Genomic DNA, 18,254 nt, shown 5'->3' with positions numbered 1-18,254 from the left:
GACCATGACGACCCTCGTGCACGAATTCGACTGGCCGGACCGATTTGTCGTCGGCACGCTCGGCAAGCCCGGCGAGCGAACCTTCTACCTGCAGGCACGCGACGGCTCCCGCGTCGTGAGCGTCATCCTCGAGAAAGAGCAGTCCGCTCTGCTCGCCGAGAAGGTCGACGAGATCCTCGACCAGCTGATGCTCGAAGACGGCAACCGCTACAGCGTGCCCAGCTCGACCCCCGTCGAGCTCATCGACGAGGAGCCGCTCGACACCCCTGTCGACGGCCGCTTCAGAGTCGGCACGATCGGCCTCGGCTGGGAGCCCGCGACCGCGCAGGTCATCCTCGAGGTGATCCCCGTCGTCGAGGTCGAGCTCGAGATCGACGCCGACGTGGACACCGAGGCTCTCGAAGCAGAGCTGGCCCGCATGGCCGGCCTCGACGAGCTCGTCGAAGCCGCCGAACCCGAGGAGCTGCTCCGCGTTCGCATCCCCGTCGGGTCGGCACGCGCCTTCGCGAAGCGCACCCTCGAGATCGTCGGCGCCGGCCGATCGCTGTGCCCCCGCTGCGGCCTCCCGATGGACCCGGAGGGCCACGACTGCCCGGCAGACGACGGCCTGTGACCGAGACCGAGCCGAACGGGGAAACCGCGGGCGCGGCTCAAGCGCCCGACTCCGAGGCGTCGACGGCGTCCACCACGAGCGCCTCCGAACCGGGTGACTCCGATCCGGGCGATGCCGCCTCGGCTGATACCGCTCCAAGCGGCCAGACGCTCGAGCTCACCGCCCGGCTCATGAGCGCGTCGAACGCGACCTTCGTCGGCACCTACACGGTCGCAGGCGCCGACCCGGTCGACGTCGTCTACAAGCCATCCCGCGGCGAGAAGCCGCTGTGGGACTTCCCGAACAACGACCTCGCCAATCGCGAAGTCGCCGCGTACCTCGTCTCGGAATACCTCGGCTGGAACATCGTGCCGCGAACCTGGCTCGGCGACGGCCAGTTCGGGCCAGGGATGCTCCAGCTGTGGCAGGACATCGACGAAGCTCAAAACCCCGTCGATCTCGTCGACGCGAGCGAGGTACCGGGAGACGGTTGGCGGACGGTCCTCAGCGGCGAAGACGAGACAGGTCGCGAGGTGGTCCTCGTCCACGAGGACTCCCTCATCATGCGGCGCATGGCGATCTTCGACGCCATCGTCAACAACGCCGACCGCAAAGGCGGCCACGTGCTCGCCATGCCGGATGGGCACCGCTACGGCGTCGACCACGGCCTCTCGTTCCACGTCGAGCCGAAGCTGCGCACCGTCCTGTGGGGGTGGGTCGGCGAGCCGATCAGTGACGACGAGACGACGAGCATCCGGAGGCTCCGCGAGGCCCTCGCCGACACGCGTGACGGCGGTCTCGGAGCCAAGCTCGCCGAGCTGCTCTCCGTCGCCGAGCTCGAGCAGCTCGCCGCCCGCACCGAACGCCTCGCGGCCGAACGCGAGTTCCCAGCGCCGGAGGGCGACATGCCCGCGGCGCCCTGGCCGCTCTTCTGAGACACGGACCCTCGGCCGCGTTCCGGCGCGGCGCGGCGCCCAGTCACCAGCGACGACGCAGCAGCCGCGGGCGCTGTCGAGGAGATTCCAACCCTGGGAACCTAGCCTTGCGACAGCCCGACGAGCTGGCCACGCCGGGGCCAGCCGCGACGAGATCCGCGAAGACGCTGCATCGTGAGCACGCAGCGTCGACGAGGACACTGCGCGGATGAGGACACAGCGCCGACGAGGACTCTGCGTCGACGAGGACACAGAGGAGCCAGCCATGACCAGCCCGGAGACCGTCGCACAGCCGGAGTTCAGCCTGAGCCGCACCGTCGCCGCACCGCGCGAGCGCGTCTGGCGCGCGTGGACGGATGCCGACGACCTCAGCCACTGGCATCATCCCGTGAAGGTTTCGACGCCTCGGGACACGATCGACCTCGATGTCCGAGAAGGCGGCACCTACACCTACACGATGGTCAACGACGAGACAGGTGACGAGTATCCGACGGCGGGCACTTACCTGCTGGTGGCCGAGCCGGGACGCCTCGTCTTCACGTGGGGCGCGCCCGACGATGTTCCGGCGGCGTCCCCCGTCGTCAGCGTCGACCTCACGACGGGCTCCCGAGAGACCGAGACCCATGTCGCCCTGCACGTGCGGGGAATGCCCGGCGAGCCCGGTGACGACAACGTCTATGACGGCTGGATGCAGGCGCTCGACAACCTCGCCGCCCACCTCGCCCGATAACCGCACCAGGGTCCTCACCACACCAGGGTCGACGTGCCGAGGTGAGCATGGACAGGTGAACGTGTCGGGTCCTTGCGTCCTCCTGCTGTAGTCTATCGAAAGTCGATAGAAAAGCATCGCTAGACAGCAGGAGGTCACCCCATGGGCACCGTCACCATCCTCGTACTCAAGGCCGTCATCGCGGTCTCGCTCCTCGGGTCGCTCGCAGTCCAGCTCCTGCTCCTGCCGCTCGCCTGGGCGGACCTCGCGGGCGTTTCGACCCCGGCCCGGGTCGTTCTCGTCGCGCTCGCCGCGATCTTCGTGCTCACCCTGCAGGTCAGCGCCATCAGCATCTGGCGTCTTCTGACGATGGTCCGCCGAGGCTCCGTCTTCTCCGCAGGAGCCTTCCGCTACGTCGACACGATCATCGGCGCGATCGCCGTCGCCTCATTCACCATCCTCACGCTGGCTATCCTGCTCGCTCCAGGACCCGCGGCGCCCGGCCTGATCGGCCTTCTCTGCGGTGCCGCGCTCGTCACGGCCGGCGGCGCCCTCCTCATGGTGGTGATGCGGATGCTGCTGCGTCTCGCGACGAGGCGCGAGGCCGAGGCCGAAGCCCTCCGCGGCGAGCTCGGCGAGGTCATCTGATGCCGATCGCCATCGATATCGACGTCATGCTCGCGCGGAGGAAGATGTCCGTGGGGGAGCTCGCGGCGCGGGTCGGCATCACCCCGGCCAACCTCGCCGTCTTGAAGAACGGCCGAGCCAAGGCCGTGCGCTTCACGACGCTCGAGGCGCTCTGCGTCGCCCTCGAGTGTCAGCCGGGCGAGCTCCTCCGCTGGGAGCCCGCCGCGGCCGAGTGACTCCTCTGGACGAGGGTCAGCCGCGCGGCTTCAGCACGACCTTGATGCACCCTTCGGCCTTCTTCTGGAACACCTCGTACATCCGGGGCGCGTCCTCGAGCGGCATGCGGTGCGTCACGAGATCCTCCGTGCCGAGCGGGTCGCTGCGGTCTTCCACGAGCGGCAGCAGCTCCGGGATCCAGCGCTGCACATTGCACTGGCCCATGCGCAGGGTCAGCTGCTTGTCGAACATGGTCATCATCGGCATCGGGTCGGCCGTTCCCGCGTACACGCCGCTCAGCGACACCGTGCCGCCCCGGCGCACCGCGTCGACGGCGAGCATGATCGCCGACAGCCGGTCGACACCGGCGGTCTTGATGACCTTCTTCGCGACGGCGTCCGGGAGCAGGCCGGCACCCTTCTGCGCGAGCTCCGCGAAGCCGGAGCCGTCTCCGGAACCGTGCGCCTCCAGGCCGACCGCATCCACGACGGAATCGGGGCCACGCCCGTCGGTGGCGGCGCGAAGCGCGTCCGCGGTCTCGTCGTCGTAGTCGAAGACCTCGACCCCGTAGCGCTCCGCGAGCGCCCGTCGCTCGGGCACCGGGTCGACGCCGAGCACCCGGTAGCCCAGGTGCCTTCCGATGCGGGCAGCGAACTGGCCCACCGGCCCGAGGCCGACGACGGCGAGCGTCCCGCCCTCTGGCACAGCGGCGTACTTCACGCCCTGCCAAGCTGTCGGAAGGATGTCGCTGAGGAAGAGGTACCGTTCGTCGGACAGCTCGTGCCCGACCTTGATGGCGTTGTTGTCGGCGAGGCGCACCCGGAGGTACTCGGCTTGCCCGCCGGGCACCGAGCCGTAGAGCTCCGTGTACCCGTAGAGGTCGGCACCGGTGCCCTGCTCGGTGTTCTGCGTCACCTCGCACTGCGTGGACAGCCCGGAATGGCAGGCCACGCAGTCGCCGCAGGCGATCACGAAGGGCACGACGACTCGGTCGCCGACACTGAGCTTCGTCACGCCGGACCCGACTTCCTCGACGATGCCCATCGTCTCGTGGCCGAGGATGTCGCCCTTCTCGAGGAACGGCCCGAACACGCTGTACAGGTGGAGGTCAGAGCCGCAGATGGCCGCGGACGTCACGCGGATGACGGCGTCACCCGCCTCTTCGATCGTCGGCTTGGGGACCGTCTCGACGGACACTTCGCCGGTCGACTGCCAGGTGAGCGCGCGCATGGGGATTCCTCTCGTCGGGGTGGTGCCATCGTCGAGCGGGCACCAGACATTCGGGGTACGCCTCGAGGCTACGAAGGAAGGCGGCCCGGATGCGCGGGGTTGACTTCACAGCCGCGCCCGCGGCTCGCCGACGGGGCGTCGACGCGGTAGCGTCGGCACTGTGAGTCGACTGGGAGCGCACTGGCGCATCGTGCACGCAGAACGCGCGGCGCTGATCGCCGACCTCCGGAACCTCGACGACGCCGACTGGGCCACCTCGTCGCTCTGCACGGGGTGGACGGTGCACGACGTCCTCGCGCACCTCGTCAACGATGCGACGACGACGCGACTCGGCTTCGTCGCGCAGCTCATGGCCGCACGCTTCGACTTCGACGCCCTCAACCAGCGAGGCGTCGAGGCAGAGCGTCGAGCGCACCCGCGCGACACACTCGCCCGGTTCCGTGAAGTCGCCGACCGCACCTCGAGCGCTCCGACGCCGACCGCGACGCGCTACGTCGAAGCGATCGTGCACGGCGAGGACATTCGCCGCCCACTTGGGATCGCCCACGACTATCCGCAGGGCGCTGTGCTCGCCGCGATCGCCCATCAGCGGAAGACCCCCGTCTCGATGGGTGGCGGTCGCGAGCTCGCCGCCGACCGCACCCTCATCGCGACGGACGCGGGCGACACCGCCGGACAGTCCCTCTCCCTCGGCGAAGGCCCGCCCGTACGAGGAACCGCCATCGACCTGCTCCTCTGGCTGAGCGGTCGCGACATCGCACCGGAGGCGATCTCATGAACGAACATGCAGCAACCACCGAGGACACGAAGAACGATGCGAAGCACGACCCGATCAGTGCCGACCCGGACCACGCCGGCGCGGGGACGGCAGACGCGAGGATCAACGACGCTGCTGACGGGAAGCTGGCGAGCGTGCTCGTGATCGGCGAGGCGCTCGTCGACCTGCTGCCCGGTGACGCGCATGCACCGGAGGGGCGGGCCCTCCCCGGAGGCTCCCCCATGAACGTCGCCGTCGGCCTGGCCCGGCTCGGCCACCGCTCTCAGCTCGCCGCACGACTCGCCGACGACGAGCTCGGCGGGCTCGTGATCGCCCACCTTGCGGAATCCGGCGTCGATCTGGTCGACGGCGCACTCGACGGTCAGCGCACCTCGACCGCGAGAGCGACCCTCGACGAGAACAGCAGTGCGAGCTACGAGTTCGATCTCGACTTCTCGCTGCCCACGCCAGACCTCACGGGCATCGACGTGCTGCACACGGGGTCCATCGGCGCGGTCGTCGACCCCGGAGGCGCGGTCGTCCGAGCCGCGTTCGCGGAAGCGAGGAACCGCGGCGGCATCCTCACGAGCTACGACCCAAACGTTCGCGCCGCCATCATGGGCGAGCGCGAGGCGGTCGTCGGACGCGTCGAGGCCCTGGTCGCCCTCAGCCACGTCGTGAAGCTCAGCGACGAGGACGCCGCCTGGCTGTACCCGCAGCTCAGCCCCTCCGACGTGCTCCTTCGCTTCGCCGAGCTCGGCGCCCGCCTCGCCCTCATGACGCGCGGCCGCGACGGCGCCCTCGCACGCACCGCTGGGCGAGTGTTCGCCGTGCCGGCCCCGTCGGTCCGAGTCGTCGACACCGTCGGCGCGGGCGACGCCTTCATGTCGGGCCTCCTGCACGCCGTCTCCGCATCGAGCATCCGGCGAGCGCTCCTCGGCGGCGATGCCGGCAGCACCTCTGACGGCCGCACCTTCGACGACTCCTGGGTGGATGCTGCCCTCGCGACAGCCGCACGGAGCGCAGCCATCACGGTGGCCCGCGCCGGCGCGAACCCGCCGTGGCCGGAAGAGCTCTCCACGGCGTGACGCCGAGCCGCGCGTAGCCCCGAGCCGCGCGTGACCCCGAACCGTGCGTGACGACGCGCGGATCGTGACGGGGCCGAGGCGTGACGGGGCCGAATCCACCTCCGCCACGACGGCGCTTGTCGTCACGACAGGACAAGGACAGCCCCGGCCCTAGACTCGACAGGTGCTCGAGCTGATCCCCCAACTCCCCACCCTCGGATGGGTCCTGCTCGCAGTGGCCGCCTTTGCTGTCGGAATCTCGAAGACGGCACTGCCCGGCGTCACAACCCTGTCGGTCGCGACCTTCGCGGCCGTGCTCCCGGCCAAGCAGTCGACCGGGGCCCTGCTGGTGCTGCTCATCGTCGGCGACATGTTCGCGCTGTGGACCTACCGGCGGCACGCCGACTGGTCGACGCTCGTCAAGCTCATCCCCGCCGTCGCGGTCGGTCTGCTCGCGGGCGCCGCCTTCCTCGCCTTCGCCGACGACAACTGGGTGCGCCGCGTCATCGGCATCATCCTGCTCATCCTCGTCGCCATCACCGTGTGGCGCCGGTACCGCACCCCGGAGACGCCAAGCGACCGCGCCGCCAAGATCGCACGCGTCGGCTACGGATCGCTCGGCGGGTTCACGACGATGGTCGCCAACGCCGGCGGCCCCGTGATGGCGATGTACTTCCTCGCCGCCAAGTTCCCCGTCAAGGCGTTCCTCGGAACGGCAGCCTGGTTCTTCACGATCGTCAACATCGCCAAGCTGCCGTTCTCGATCGGGCTGGGCCTCATCACGCCGAGCACGCTTGTCCTGGATCTGCTGCTCGTTCCGCTCCTCATCGGCGGCGCATTCCTGGGACGCTGGCTCGCCCCGCGGCTGAGCCAGCAGCTCTTCGACCGGATCGTGCTGGTGCTCACGATCGCCGGCGCCGTCTACCTGCTCGTGTGAGGGCGCGGCGGCGCTGCGCGAGGCGCCGAGCGGTGCGTGCGGGCAGCGCCGGGCTCGAGACGCCGTCTACTTCGCGCGGCGGAAGAACGACTTCAGGCGCGACACGTGCCGGTCGGTGAAGTCGTTCGAGAGCCTCATCGTCTCGGCGGTGAGGTTGCCGCCGGACATGATCGAGCGCAGCGTGGCCTCGGCCCGCTCCTGCTGCGTGAGCTCGAGCGGCTCCGCAGGGGTCGGGGCGGCTGGGTCCTCGACCGAGTCGTCCGGCCTGTCCACCGCCCAGTCCTCGACCCTGTGCTCGGCACCGCGCCCGGCGCTGTGACCGTGATCGGGATCGCGCTCCCGTCGAGACTCGTGCGCCGGCTCGCTCGGGACCTGCGCTGCGTCAGCCATGTCGGCAAGAGTACACAGGGACGGAAGCCCGACCCGCGCTGGCACGGACACCGGTACCGGTACCGGCACCTGCACCGGCACGCGTGCTGATGCCAGCACTAGGCATCCGTGTGCACATCGGCGTCCGCGCTCACGCCCGCCTGCGACAGCACCAACATCACGCCGCCCCAGCAGCGCTCCCCTCGCAGACTCCCCCGTACTCGCGCAACCACCTGATGCCCGCCTCGCGGGTGCGCGTCACGCCCTTGTACTCGGCCATGTCGACTGGCAGCTCCTCGAGCACCTCCGCCGTTCTCGCAGCCCACTCTGGCACGGTCGCCAGGGCCGCGAACGGCAGCAGGTAGCTGCGGATCAGGAACATGATGGCGTTCGACTCGGGGAGGCGGATGAGGTGCTGCACCTCGGTCCGCAGGTGCAGCCTGTCGCCGACCGCCGCGAGCGGGCCGTCCACAAGCGTGGTCCGGTCTGGACCCCACTCGGGGTACGTCTCCGTCGACGTGTCCAGCTTGCCGTCGACGGTGAGCGTCCAGTTGGTGCGCCGGTAGCTCTGCCCGGGCTCGAGCCGCATGAGGAAGGCCTGCGCCCGCGGGATGACCCCCTCGTCGTGCACCCGCGGCACGGGCCCGTGGATCTCGAGGAACGACATCCCGACGTCGAAGCCGAACGACCAGTCCGCGGCGAACGTCACGAGGCCGGCGTCGGCCCACAGCTCGCCGTCACGCTGCTCGAGCAGCACGATATCCTCCTGCATCTGCTGGCCGATGAACCCGAGGGGACCCTCCGGCATCGACGAGGTCTCGCCGACCGCGAAGCACCGGTCGATGCCGAGCAGACCGTTGTGCCAGTGCCAGCCGCCGCCCTCCCTGGTGAGGCTCATGTGCTGCGGGTACGCGTCGGCGAGCTGCTCCATGAGCACGAACATCGCGTCCCACGCGGCCGGCACCATGTGCGGCAGGCACTGCAGCCTCGAGGGGTCGGCGCTCAGGATGCGGGCCCGCTCGGCGAGCTCATCGCGATAGGCGTGGTCGATGTCGACCGGATGCTCGCCCCAGGAACCTGCCGCCGTTGGCCGTGGCACGGAGGCCGGCTCCACGTTGGTGCTGTAGCGGTACGTCTCTTTCGGGAAGGGGAACGGGAAGCCGGCAACGGCGACGGAATGGTCGGCCTTGCCGGTGGCGGGTGCGGTCACAGTTCGAGCTCCAGGATCTCGCCTCTTGGGCGGGAGACGCACGGCATGAGGCAGTCGCCGCGGTCCTTCTCCTCATCGGTGAGAAAGCTGTCGCGGTGGTCGATCCCCGCGGGGCCGTGCACGTCTGCACGGTGCGAATCGGACGGTGCTCGGACGGCGACGCGGCATTCGCCGCACACGCCTTGGCGGCAGAGGTTGGGCACCGGCACGTTCTCGGCGAGCAGCGCTTCGAGCAGGGTGACGCCCGAGTCGACTCGGATGGTCCGGCCGAGGCCGAGGAGCCGGGCCTCGAATGGCTCGCCCGGGTCGAGGATGGGCGGGGCGAACGCCTCGGCGTGGATGCGCGCCTCGGGCCAGCCGGCCGCGCGAGCGGCTGCCTGCACCGCGTCGATCATGGCGACCGGACCGCAGACGTAGAGATGTGCGCCGAGCGGCTGGTCGAGCAGGGCCGACGCGAGGTGGGCATGCAGGGCGGCGCGGCTCCCGCAGACGGTCATCCGGCCCCCGCTCAGGCGCTCCAGCTCGTCCCGGTGCGCTCCCCCGCCCTCGCCGAAGGCGTACACGACGTCGAAGGAGCGCCCCCACTCGGCCGCGGCCCTGGCGTGCGAGAGGATCGGGGTGACCCCGATGCCGCCCGCGATCAGCAGATGGTGGCGTGCAGAGAGCACAGGCGGGAACGCACTGGACGGCGCGCTCACCGCCACCTCGTCGCCGACGCTGAGGCCGTGCATCCACCGCGAGCCGCCTCGGCCTGCATCGTCGAGGCGCACCGAGATCGAGTAGTGGTCTGGGCGTCGCCCGCTGCCCGTCAGCGAGTACGAGTTGCGGCCGCCGCCGCCGAGCTGCACCGCGATGCTGCTTCCCGGCGCGAACGACGGAAGTGAACGGCCAAGCGGGTCGCGAAGCGTGAAGGAGCGGACGCCGCGGCTGAGCTCCGCGATCTCGGAGACGATGAGGTCGAGCGCCGCGCCACCCACACGGGCGTCGGCAGCAGGCGGGCGAGTCGTCGTGGCGTCGGCCGCGGGGGCGCCGCTCACACGAGCACCGGTCCGCTCCGGCGGTGCTCTGCGGCCACGATGCTCGCGCGGATGCCGGCAGCGGATTCCACGTCGGGCACGGTCAGCTCGGCGTCAGCGAAGTACCCGAGGTAGGCGCCCTGGCGGCGGGAGTAGTGTGAGTGAACGGTGAGGTGCAGACCGCAACCCGAGCACGGCACGCTTCCGCCTGTCTGCGTACTCGTCTTCGCCTGGCAGTGCCCACAGTGCACGGGCACCTCGGCGACGCCTGGCTCCGGGGCCGTGAGCACGAACTCGATCTCCTCGTCGAGCACGCCGGCGTCGTGCAGGACCGCCCGAAACGCGCCGAGCGCGAGCTCGTCGCCGACGACTCGGAACCGCCACCCCGTGCGCGCGACCCGGAGCGCCTCGAGGATCCGGGCTCGCGACGCGGCCGAGGTCGCGTCGTCGAGCGCGACCAGAGCCCCTTCGCCTGGACCTGGCTGGCCATCGCCGGTGGGCTCCGCGCTTCTGGACACCGCGGCGCCACGCGCGACCCCGCTCGACGCCGTGTCATCGGGCACGCCACCGATGGACGCGGTGGGTGCCGCACCGACGAGGAACGTCATGGTGCGCGCCGGTGCGACCGCCGACCATGCGTCGGTCGCCGCCCGGCCACCCGCTTCGAGCAGGCGCCGCCACCGAGCCGAACTGGTGGCGGTTGCGCTCACGCCCGGTCCGACTCCGGCGGGTTGCATCGAGGACATCGCCATGGCGGTCAGGGTGCGACGGAGCGGTGGCCGACGTAGAACGCGAGCGCCGCATCCTCGGTGCTGAAGAGGATGCGCGACCCCTTCGGGAAGAAGATGGCATCCTTCGGGCCCGCGTACGACACCTGCCCGGTGTCGACGTTCTCGAGGCGGAACGTGCCGGAGATGACGACCTTCATCTCGTCGTAGTCGTAGAAGTAGTCGAGCGGGGCATCCGTGTGCGTCAGGGCGAAGTAGCCGGCCGACATGGCCGATCCGTCCGGGTTCGAGTACACGTCCGCGATGTAGCCCTCGGTGCCCGGATACTGGTCGAGCGGCATCCTCGGCAGCTGCGACCAGAAGTCGGGGGTCACGCGGAACGGCGGAACGGCGGTGGCCACTGCATCTGTGCTCATGAATTCTGTGCTCATGGACCAAGTATTCAGTGAACACAGTTTCCTGGGTGTAAACACTGGTGGTCGATCGTGTGCCGGAGCGACTCGCCGTGCTCCGCGGCGTCAGGCGCCCTCCGGGGCCGCCCCGTCGAGCTCGTCGAGCTCGTCAAGCTCGTCAAGTGCCTGGCGGGCCCGCTCGAGTCGAGCCGCCTTCGGCTCCTCCCACCAGCGCGGACCGCGCTCGCCCAGCCCGTGCTTCGCGAGGCCGACGCGCTTGCGCGACGCCGCCACGGCAGAGTCGTCACCCTGGCGCTTCGCGGCGCCCACGCCCGATCGCCCGCGGCCGAGATGCGATTTCAGCCGTTCGACCATGCTTGCAGGAAGACTCGGATCGGTACGCCGCCAGCGCCGGCCATTGACCACGAGCCAGCGCTCGTCGTCGGCGTGCTCTTCGCCGGCGGACCCATCGTCGGGCCCACCCGCGGTGCCGGCGCCGCTCCCATCGACGCCCCCGCCAGCTGCCTCACCCGCATTGCCTCCGTCACCCATAGGCGCCGAGCCTACGCGGCGTGCGAGCTCCCGTGCCCCGGGATGGCGTCGATGAGCTTTCGCGTGTAGGGCTCCTGCGGCTTCATGAGGATGTCACCGGTCCTGCCCAGTTCGACGAGCACGCCGTTCTTCATGACGGCGACACGATCGGAGATCTGCGCCACGACCGCGAGGTCGTGCGTGATGAACAGGTACGTGAGGTCATTCTCCTGCTGCAGCTCGGTGAGCAGGTCCAGGATCTGCGCCTGCACCGACACGTCGAGCGCCGAGACGGCCTCGTCGAGCACGATGAACTCGGGCTCGAGGGCAAGCGCCCTCGCGATCGCCACACGCTGGCGCTGGCCACCCGACAGCTCGTCAGGCCCGCGGTTCAGGAACAGCTGCGGCAGCTGGACCTGGTCGAGCAGCTCCCGCACCCGCTTGGCGCGCGACTTCGAGTCGCCCAGCTTGAACGACACCAACGGTTCGGCGATGAGCTGCTCGATGGAGAAGCGCGGGTTCAGCGACGCATACGGGCTCTGGTAGACCATCTGGAACCTGCGGCGAAGGGCTCGCAACCGCTCACCCTCGAGGTCCGTGATGTCCTGGTCATCGAAGACGATGCGGCCGGAGGTGGGCTTCTCGAGGCGAAGCACCAGGCGCGCCGTCGTGCTCTTGCCGGACCCCGACTCCCCGACCACCGCGAGCGTCTCCCCGCGATGCAGGTCGAAGCTCATGTCGTCGACGGCGGTCAGCGTGCGCTTGCCGCCGCGACCGCCGGGAAGTGCGAACTCCTTGGTGAGGTTCTCGACCCGCAGCAGCGGCGAGGTGATGTCCGGAGCCCCGTCACGCGCATCCGCCGCTCGACTCGACGCCTTTCCCGTCGCCTTGTCGGTGACGAGCACCGTGCGGGCCTCGTGGCTGTGCAGGCTCGGCGCGGCACGCAGGAGCTTCTTCGTGTAGTCGTGCTGCGGCCGGAGCATGACGTCGTCGGCTGTGCCCGTCTCGACAATCTCACCCTTGCGCATGACGATGATGCGGTCGGCGCGGTCGGCCGCGACGCCGAGGTCGTGCGTGATCATCAGCACGGCCGTGCCCAGCTCCTTCACGAGGCCGTCGATGTGGTCGAGGATCTGCTTCTGCACCGTCACGTCGAGGGCACTGGTCGGCTCGTCGGCGATCACCATCTCCGGCTGGCCTGCGAGCGCCGTCGCGATGAGCGCGCGCTGCTTCATGCCTCCGGAGAACTCGTGCGGGTACTGCTGAGCACGGGCCGCCGGCTCGGTGAGGCCTGCCATGTCGAGGAGTCGCACCGCCTCGGCGTGCGCGTCCTTGCGGCTCGCGAGTCCGTGGATGAGGAGCGGCTCGGCGACCTGGGCTCCGACCTTCGTCGTCGGGTTGAGGGAGAGGGCCGGGTCCTGCGGGACGAGGCCGATGCGCCGACCGCGGATGCCCCGCCACTGCGCGTCGCTGAACCCCTGGATGGGCTCGCCGTCGAACTTGATCTCACCCGAGGTGACCGTCGCGTTCGGCGCGAGGAGGTTGATGAGCGCGTGCGCCACCGTGCTCTTGCCGGAGCCGGACTCGCCGACGACCGCAAGCACCTCGCCGGCGTACAGCTCGAACGAGACGTTCCTCACCGCGTCGACGGCGCGTCCGCCGATGCCGTAGGAGATGCAGAGGTCGCGCACCGAGAGGAGCATGGCCTTCTCCACTTCCTGGTCGGGTCGAGCCTTGCCGGGTTGAGCCTGGCCGGTGGCGGCCTCACCGTTCGGGGCCACCTCGGCCTGGCGTCCGGCCTGTCCTGCCGTCGCGGCCAGTTCGTCGGCCTGGAGCTGCTGCTGCGTCATTCGCTGGTCCATTCTCACACCTCGTCGTGTTGGATTGGTTGCTCTGGAGTGCCTGTGCCGCGTCCGCTAGGCGCGGATGAGGGCAGGCCGCTTCGGGTGGAATGCCCACTCGGGCATGAAGGTCTTCATCGCGAACGCGTCGTCGCGCGCCGAGTTCTCGAGGCTCAGGTATCGCTCGTGGGCGCGGCTCACCGCGGCGTCGTCGAGGGTGACGCCGAGGCCTGGGGCCGTCGGCACCTGGATGACGCCGTCCTCGATCTTGGGGGCGGCCGTCGTGAGCTCCTCGCCGTCCTGCCAGATCCAGTGCGTGTCGATCGCCGTCGGCGTTCCAGGGGCCGCCGCGGCGACGTGCGTGAACATCGCGAGGCTCACGTCGAAGTGGTTGTTCGAGTGCGAGCCCCACGTGAGGCCGAGCTCGTCGCACAGCTGCGCCACACGCACGGAGCCGCTCATGGTCCAGAAGTGCGGGTCGGCGAGCGGGATGTCGACGGCCTGCGAGCGGATCGCGTGCCCCAGCTCGCGCCAGTCGGTCGCGATCATGTTGGTGGCAGTCCGCAGCCCCGTGGCGCGGCGGAACTCCGCCATCACCTCGCGCCCCGAGTAGCCGTTCTCCGCGCCGACCGGGTCCTCGGCATACGCGAGCACGCGCTTCAGGTCGGGGCCGAGGCGGAGCGCCTCGTCGAGCGGCCAGGAGCCGTTCGGGTCGAGCGTGATGCGCGCATCCGGGAACTCGGCGGCGAGGTCGGTGACCACGGCGGCTTCGACGGCCGGTTCGAGCACGCCGCCCTTGAGCTTGAAGTCGCGGAAGCCGTATCGCTCCTGCGCGGCCTTCGCGAGCCGCACGACCCCCTCGCTGTCGAGGGCACGCTCGCGGCGCACGCGTCCCCACGCGTCGCTCGTGTCGTCGCCGCGCAGGTAGTCGAGGCCGGTCGCGTCGGGGTCGCCGACGAAGAAGAGGTAGCCGAGCACGTCGACGGCCTCGCGCTGCCTGCCGTCGCCGAGGAGCGACGAGATCGGCAGGCCGAGCTGCTGTCCGAGGAGGTCGAGGAGCGCACACTCCCAGGCGGTGACGACGTGCACGGTCGTGCGCAGGTCGAAGGTCTGCGCGCCGCGGCCGGCGCTGTCCTGCCAGGAGAATTCCTCGTTGATGCTGCGCAGGATCGCGCGGTAGTCGGCCACGGGCTTGCCGACGATCAGCTCGGCGGAGGCGACGAGCGTCGAGCGGATGCTCTCGCCGCCGGGCACTTCGCCGATGCCGACGCGCCCCTCGCTGTCGGTGAGCTTCACGAGGTTGCGAGTGAAGAGGGGCGCGTGGGCTCCGCTGAGGTTCAGCAGCATGCTGTCGTGGCCCGCCACTGGGATCACGTCCCACGTCTCGACCGTCACCTGGTTCATAGCTCCGCCTCCATCGCCGCGCTGGGTGGTCACGCGTGGCTCTGGCCACGGTGCCGTATTGCCACTCTAAGGAGCCGCATCCATTCGATCGAGAGCGTATTCGGCATGACCGGATGCGCGTTCAGCATCAATAGCGGCGTGCGACCGCGGTCACGCGTTGCGCTGCATGAGCTCGACGACCGCCGCCACGAGCGGATTGTCGGAGTCCTCCCGCCATGCGATGTCGAGGTGCACTCGGTTGTACGGCTCCGATCGGTCACCGTCGGCAACCGGCCGGCAGATGACGCCGTCGGGCGCGAGCTGCGTTGCGGACTCGGGGATGAGCGCGACGCCGATGCCCGCGTTCACGAGCGCGAGCAGCGCAGGCACCTGGCCCGCGTACTGCACGATGCGCGGGTGACTGGATGAGGCGACGAACATGCTGAGGAGCAGGTCGTGGAAGTAGCGAGCACCACCTGGCGAGTACATGAGGAGCGCCTCATCGTTGAGGTCGCTCAGGAAGACGGGCCCTGTGAACTCGGCGAGCCGCGAGCCCCTCGGCAGCGCCAGCACCAGGCGCTCCGTCAGCACCGTCGTCGACTGGACGCCTGGGCGGTCCCGCATGGGACGCAGGAGGCCGATGTCGACCGTGCCGCGCTCGAGCTCGTCCATCTGGTCGACGGTCACCGACTCCTGCAGGATGAGCTGCAGCCCGGGCAGCTCCTCCGCCGCTGCCCGCAGCAGCTTGGGGAGCACGCTGTGCGCCGCGACCGCGGTGTAGCCGACCGTCAGCGTGCCGGTCGCCCCCTCGCCGACGGCGCGCACATCGGCCGCGGCCTTCGCCGAGAGGTCGATGAGCTTGCGGGCGCTGGGCAGGAGGGTGCGCCCAGCCTCCGTGAGTGCGACCCGACGACTCGTCCGGACGAACAGCTGCGTGTCGAGCTCGCGCTCCAGCTGCTGGATCTGGCGACTGATGGGCGGCTGGGTCATGCGGAGGCGCTCGGCGGCCGCACCGAAGTGCAGTTCCTCGGCGACGGCGACGAAGCACTCGAGCTGGACCAGGGTAAACATCAATTCACTCCCAACATTGATTCATCCACACTTTAGTTTGTTTGCGCATCCATAAGACCATAGCGTCGCAGATAGCCGGGCAATCAACTCGGAACAGCCGCACCGTGCAACGACGCACCGCGGAGACACGCAACTAAGGAGATCGACGTGCTCGACAGAATCCTCTTCTTCCCGGTCACCCCCTTCACGGCCGACGATGCCGTCGATGTCGCAGCCCTCGCGAAGCACCTCGAACAGGGGCTCGCCCACGAGCCGGGCGGCATCTTCATCGCCTGCGGCACCGGCGAGTTCCACGCGCTCAGCCTCGACGAGTACACGACCGTCGTCGACACGGCCGTCACGACCACCAAGAAGGCAACGCCGGTGTTCGCCGGGGCCGGCGGAACGCTCGCCGACGCCAAGGCGCAGGTGCGCAGCGCAGAGGCGGTCGGGGCGGATGGCATCCTCCTCCTCCCGCCGTACCTCGTCGCCGGCCCAAGCGAAGGCCTCGTCGCGTACGTCGAGCAGGTCGCGGGTGCCACGACGCTGCCCGTCATCGTCTACCACCGCAGCACGGCCCGGTTCGACGAGCACACCGCCGTCACCGTCTCCCGCATCCCGAACGTCATCGGCCTCAAGGACGGCGTCGGCGACATCGACCTCATGTCCCGCATCGTGCGCTCCGTCACCGACGAGACGCAGTCGCGCGGCGAGGACTTCCTCTTCTTCAACGGCCTCCCCACGGCCGAGATCGCACAGGAGGCCTACAAGGCGATCGGCGTCCCCCTGTACTCGTCGGCCTCCTTCGCCTTCGCCCCCGACATCGCCCTTGCCTTCTTCGACGCCGTCGAATCCGGCGACAAGGAGCGCCTGGCCGAACTCAACCGCAGCTTTTACCACCCCCTCGTCCGCCTCCGGAACTCCGTGCCCGGGTACGCCGTGTCGCTCGTCAAGGAAGCCACCAAGCTCGCCGGCATCAACGCCGGCCACGTGCGCGCGCCGCTCATCGACGCCAAGCCCGAGCACGTCGAAGAGCTCAGGAAGCTCATCGACGACACCAGGGCCCTCCTCGCGAAGCGCGCAGGCACCCCCGCCGAGCAGGACCGCGTCGCGGCGCCCGTCGCCTGAGCCTGAGCACGCCCGGTTGCGCTGACGAAGCGCGACCGGGCGCGCTCACCCCGCTGAGCAACCGGCCTCCGAGCAGGCCGAACGTTCCGTCCAGCAACGACCACGGCATGCTCGACACCGAGCAGAGCGCCCGCAACGACGAACACACCTCGTTCAACGACGAACACAGGGAGACGACATGACCGCGCAGAGCACGTCCACCGCATCCGGATTCGCACCAGCCGCCGCTGCACGCGCGACGCCGGTGGATCCCTTCGACCGGAGCACGCAGAATGAGATCGCCGCCGTCACGATCACGCCGGTCGCCTTCAAGGACCCACCCCTCCTGAACACCGTCGGGGTGCACGAGCCGTACGCGCTTCGCGCGATCGTGCAGGTCACGACCCGCTCAGGCCTCACCGGCCTCGGCGAGACCTACGGGGATGCCCCTCACCTGCACCGCCTCTCCCTCGCGGCAGACGCCGTGGTCGGCATCAACGTGTTCGACACCAACCGCCTGCGCTTCGCGGTCGCGCAGGCGCTCACCGCCGACACCTCGCAGGGCGGCCACGGGATGAGCGGCATGGTGACCGGTTCGAGCACCGCTGATCGGGTCCTCTCCCCCTTCGACGTCGCCGCGCTCGACGTGCAGGGCAAGATCCTCGGCGTGCCGGTGAGCTCACTCCTCGGAGGCGCCATCCGACCCGAGGTCGCGTTCAGCGGCTACCTCTTCTACAAGTGGGCCGGCCACCCCGGATCCGGCGCCGACGAGTTCGGCGAGGCACTGACACCGGAGGGCATCGTCGAGCAGGCACGTCAGCTCGTCGACGGCTACGGCTTCTCCGCGCTCAAGCTCAAGGGCGGCGTGTTCGAACCCGACCAGGAGATCGCCGCGATCCTCGCCCTCGCGGACGCCTTCCCCGACCTCGGGCTGCGCCTCGACCCCAACGCCGCCTGGAGCGTCGAGACCTCGCTGCGCGTCGCGAAGGCCCTCGAATCGTCCCTCGAGTACCTCGAGGACCCCACCCCCGGACTCGCAGGCATGGCCGAGGTGCGACGCGGCACGACCCTCCCCCTCGCGACGAACATGTGCGTCGTCAGCTTCGCCGGCGTGAAGCCCGCCGTCGAGCAGGGGTCGATCGACATCGTGCTCTCCGACCACCACTTCTGGGGCGGCCTCACCAGGTCCCGCACCCTCGGCGGCCTCGCCGAGTCGCTCGACTGGGGCCTCTCGATGCACTCCAACTCGCACCTCGGCATCAGCCTCGCGGCCATGGTGCACCTCGCCTCCGCGACCCCGTCGCTCAGCTACGCGTGCGACACGCACTGGCCCTGGAAGCAGCCAGATGAGGACGTCGTCACCCACGACCTCTCCTTCGTCGACGGCTCGGTGCTCGTCCCGACCGGGCCAGGCCTCGGCGTCGAGCTCGACGTGGACGGCCTCGCGAAGCTGCACGAGCAGTTCCTCGAGAGCGGCATCACGCAGCGGGACGACACGGGCTACATGCAGCGCTTCCACCCCGACTACTCCGTCGCCAGCCCCCGCTGGTAGCACCC

20 protein-coding genes are annotated in these 18,254 nt (G+C 69.9%); 10 read left to right on the top strand and 10 right to left on the bottom strand.

The genetic code is table 11. The annotated features are described in order from the left end of the window. Positions 1 to 4 precede the first annotated feature (4 nt). From C5C17_RS07130 to C5C17_RS07110, 5 genes are all read left to right on the top strand, one after another. Positions 5 to 613 (top strand): DUF3090 domain-containing protein, encoded by a 609-nt coding sequence (locus tag C5C17_RS07130; RefSeq protein WP_104252681.1) that lies wholly within the window; start codon positions 5 to 7, stop codon positions 611 to 613. Then, the gene (locus tag C5C17_RS07125) at positions 610 to 1,527 is read left to right on the top strand and encodes an SCO1664 family protein (RefSeq protein WP_258066048.1); all 918 of its coding nucleotides are present in this window, start codon (positions 610 to 612) and stop codon (positions 1,525 to 1,527) included. Before C5C17_RS07130 ends, C5C17_RS07125 begins: the two co-directional genes overlap by 4 nt. A gap of 265 nt (positions 1,528 to 1,792) precedes the next feature. After that, positions 1,793 to 2,257 carry an SRPBCC domain-containing protein gene (locus tag C5C17_RS07120; RefSeq protein WP_104252680.1) on the top strand — a complete coding sequence of 155 codons (465 nt, stop codon included), beginning with the start codon at positions 1,793 to 1,795 and terminating at the stop codon, positions 2,255 to 2,257. 141 nt (positions 2,258 to 2,398) lie between these two features. Further along, positions 2,399 to 2,884, top strand: a complete 486-nt coding sequence (locus tag C5C17_RS07115; protein WP_104252679.1) for a DUF2975 domain-containing protein — start codon at positions 2,399 to 2,401, stop codon at positions 2,882 to 2,884. After that, on the top strand, positions 2,884 to 3,099 hold the full coding sequence (locus tag C5C17_RS07110; protein WP_104252678.1) for a helix-turn-helix transcriptional regulator: 216 nt from the start codon (positions 2,884 to 2,886) through the stop codon (positions 3,097 to 3,099). Before C5C17_RS07115 ends, C5C17_RS07110 begins: the two co-directional genes overlap by 1 nt. A 16-nt stretch (positions 3,100 to 3,115) precedes the next feature. Here the strand turns inward: C5C17_RS07110 and C5C17_RS07105 are convergent, their stop codons facing one another. Then, the gene (locus C5C17_RS07105) at positions 3,116 to 4,309 is read right to left on the bottom strand and encodes a zinc-dependent alcohol dehydrogenase (RefSeq protein ID WP_104252677.1); all 1,194 of its coding nucleotides are present in this window, start codon (positions 4,307 to 4,309) and stop codon (positions 3,116 to 3,118) included. A 160-nt stretch (positions 4,310 to 4,469) separates the two neighbouring features. On the opposite strand from C5C17_RS07105, the gene C5C17_RS07100 reads away from it, so the two are divergent. The 3 genes from C5C17_RS07100 to C5C17_RS07090 all read left to right on the top strand — a co-directional run bounded on the left by C5C17_RS07100 (position 4,470) and on the right by C5C17_RS07090 (position 7,070). Further along, complete coding sequence (locus C5C17_RS07100) at positions 4,470 to 5,087, top strand: maleylpyruvate isomerase family mycothiol-dependent enzyme (RefSeq protein ID WP_258066046.1); 618 nt, start codon at positions 4,470 to 4,472, stop codon at positions 5,085 to 5,087. Beyond that, entirely contained in the window at positions 5,084 to 6,154 is a 1,071-nt protein-coding gene (locus C5C17_RS07095) for a carbohydrate kinase (RefSeq protein WP_104252676.1), read from the top strand. Before C5C17_RS07100 ends, C5C17_RS07095 begins: the two co-directional genes overlap by 4 nt. A 163-nt stretch (positions 6,155 to 6,317) precedes the next feature. After that, positions 6,318 to 7,070 carry a sulfite exporter TauE/SafE family protein gene (locus C5C17_RS07090; RefSeq protein ID WP_104252675.1) on the top strand — a complete coding sequence of 251 codons (753 nt, stop codon included), beginning with the start codon at positions 6,318 to 6,320 and terminating at the stop codon, positions 7,068 to 7,070. 66 nt (positions 7,071 to 7,136) lie between these two features. Here the strand turns inward: C5C17_RS07090 and C5C17_RS07085 are convergent, their stop codons facing one another. The 9 genes from C5C17_RS07085 to C5C17_RS07045 all read right to left on the bottom strand — a co-directional run bounded on the left by C5C17_RS07085 (position 7,137) and on the right by C5C17_RS07045 (position 15,611). Further along, a complete protein-coding gene (locus C5C17_RS07085) occupies positions 7,137 to 7,460 on the bottom strand; it encodes a hypothetical protein (RefSeq protein WP_104252674.1) in 324 nt (107 codons plus the stop codon). A gap of 157 nt (positions 7,461 to 7,617) precedes the next feature. Beyond that, complete coding sequence (locus tag C5C17_RS07080; RefSeq protein WP_219820484.1) at positions 7,618 to 8,649, bottom strand: DUF3445 domain-containing protein; 1,032 nt, start codon at positions 8,647 to 8,649, stop codon at positions 7,618 to 7,620. Next, positions 8,646 to 9,686: a PDR/VanB family oxidoreductase gene (locus C5C17_RS07075; protein ID WP_258066045.1), complete on the bottom strand. Its 1,041-nt coding sequence runs from the start codon at positions 9,684 to 9,686 to the stop codon at positions 8,646 to 8,648. Before C5C17_RS07075 ends, C5C17_RS07080 begins: the two co-directional genes overlap by 4 nt. Beyond that, the gene (locus tag C5C17_RS07070; protein WP_146079101.1) at positions 9,683 to 10,375 is read right to left on the bottom strand and encodes a dimethylamine monooxygenase subunit DmmA family protein; all 693 of its coding nucleotides are present in this window, start codon (positions 10,373 to 10,375) and stop codon (positions 9,683 to 9,685) included. The genes C5C17_RS07075 and C5C17_RS07070 overlap by 4 nt, the downstream gene beginning before the upstream one ends. A gap of 47 nt (positions 10,376 to 10,422) precedes the next feature. Then, positions 10,423 to 10,824: an ethanolamine utilization protein gene (locus C5C17_RS07065; RefSeq protein WP_219820483.1), complete on the bottom strand. Its 402-nt coding sequence runs from the start codon at positions 10,822 to 10,824 to the stop codon at positions 10,423 to 10,425. A gap of 87 nt (positions 10,825 to 10,911) precedes the next feature. Next, positions 10,912 to 11,337 (bottom strand): biopolymer transporter Tol, encoded by a 426-nt coding sequence (locus C5C17_RS07060; RefSeq protein ID WP_374953902.1) that lies wholly within the window; start codon positions 11,335 to 11,337, stop codon positions 10,912 to 10,914. Positions 11,338 to 11,348: 11 nt separating this feature from the next. After that, complete coding sequence (locus C5C17_RS07055) at positions 11,349 to 13,166, bottom strand: ABC transporter ATP-binding protein (protein WP_258066044.1); 1,818 nt, start codon at positions 13,164 to 13,166, stop codon at positions 11,349 to 11,351. A gap of 66 nt (positions 13,167 to 13,232) precedes the next feature. Further along, positions 13,233 to 14,561, bottom strand: coding sequence for an enolase C-terminal domain-like protein (locus C5C17_RS07050; protein ID WP_104252671.1), 1,329 nt, complete (start codon positions 14,559 to 14,561; stop codon positions 13,233 to 13,235). A gap of 150 nt (positions 14,562 to 14,711) precedes the next feature. After that, entirely contained in the window at positions 14,712 to 15,611 is a 900-nt protein-coding gene (locus C5C17_RS07045; protein ID WP_104252670.1) for a LysR family transcriptional regulator, read from the bottom strand. A gap of 147 nt (positions 15,612 to 15,758) precedes the next feature. On the opposite strand from C5C17_RS07045, the gene C5C17_RS07040 reads away from it, so the two are divergent. After that, positions 15,759 to 16,718: a 5-dehydro-4-deoxyglucarate dehydratase gene (locus C5C17_RS07040; protein ID WP_104252669.1), complete on the top strand. Its 960-nt coding sequence runs from the start codon at positions 15,759 to 15,761 to the stop codon at positions 16,716 to 16,718. Positions 16,719 to 16,896: 178 nt separating this feature from the next. Continuing rightward, a complete protein-coding gene (locus C5C17_RS07035; protein WP_104252668.1) occupies positions 16,897 to 18,249 on the top strand; it encodes an enolase C-terminal domain-like protein in 1,353 nt (450 codons plus the stop codon). Positions 18,250 to 18,254 lie beyond the last annotated feature (5 nt).

The sequence above is a fragment of the Pseudoclavibacter sp. RFBA6 genome (assembly GCF_002931575.1).
GTDB classification, from domain to species: Bacteria; Actinomycetota; Actinomycetes; order Actinomycetales; family Microbacteriaceae; genus Pseudoclavibacter; species Pseudoclavibacter terrae.
This window is presented reverse-complemented; position numbering and strand designations above follow the sequence as displayed.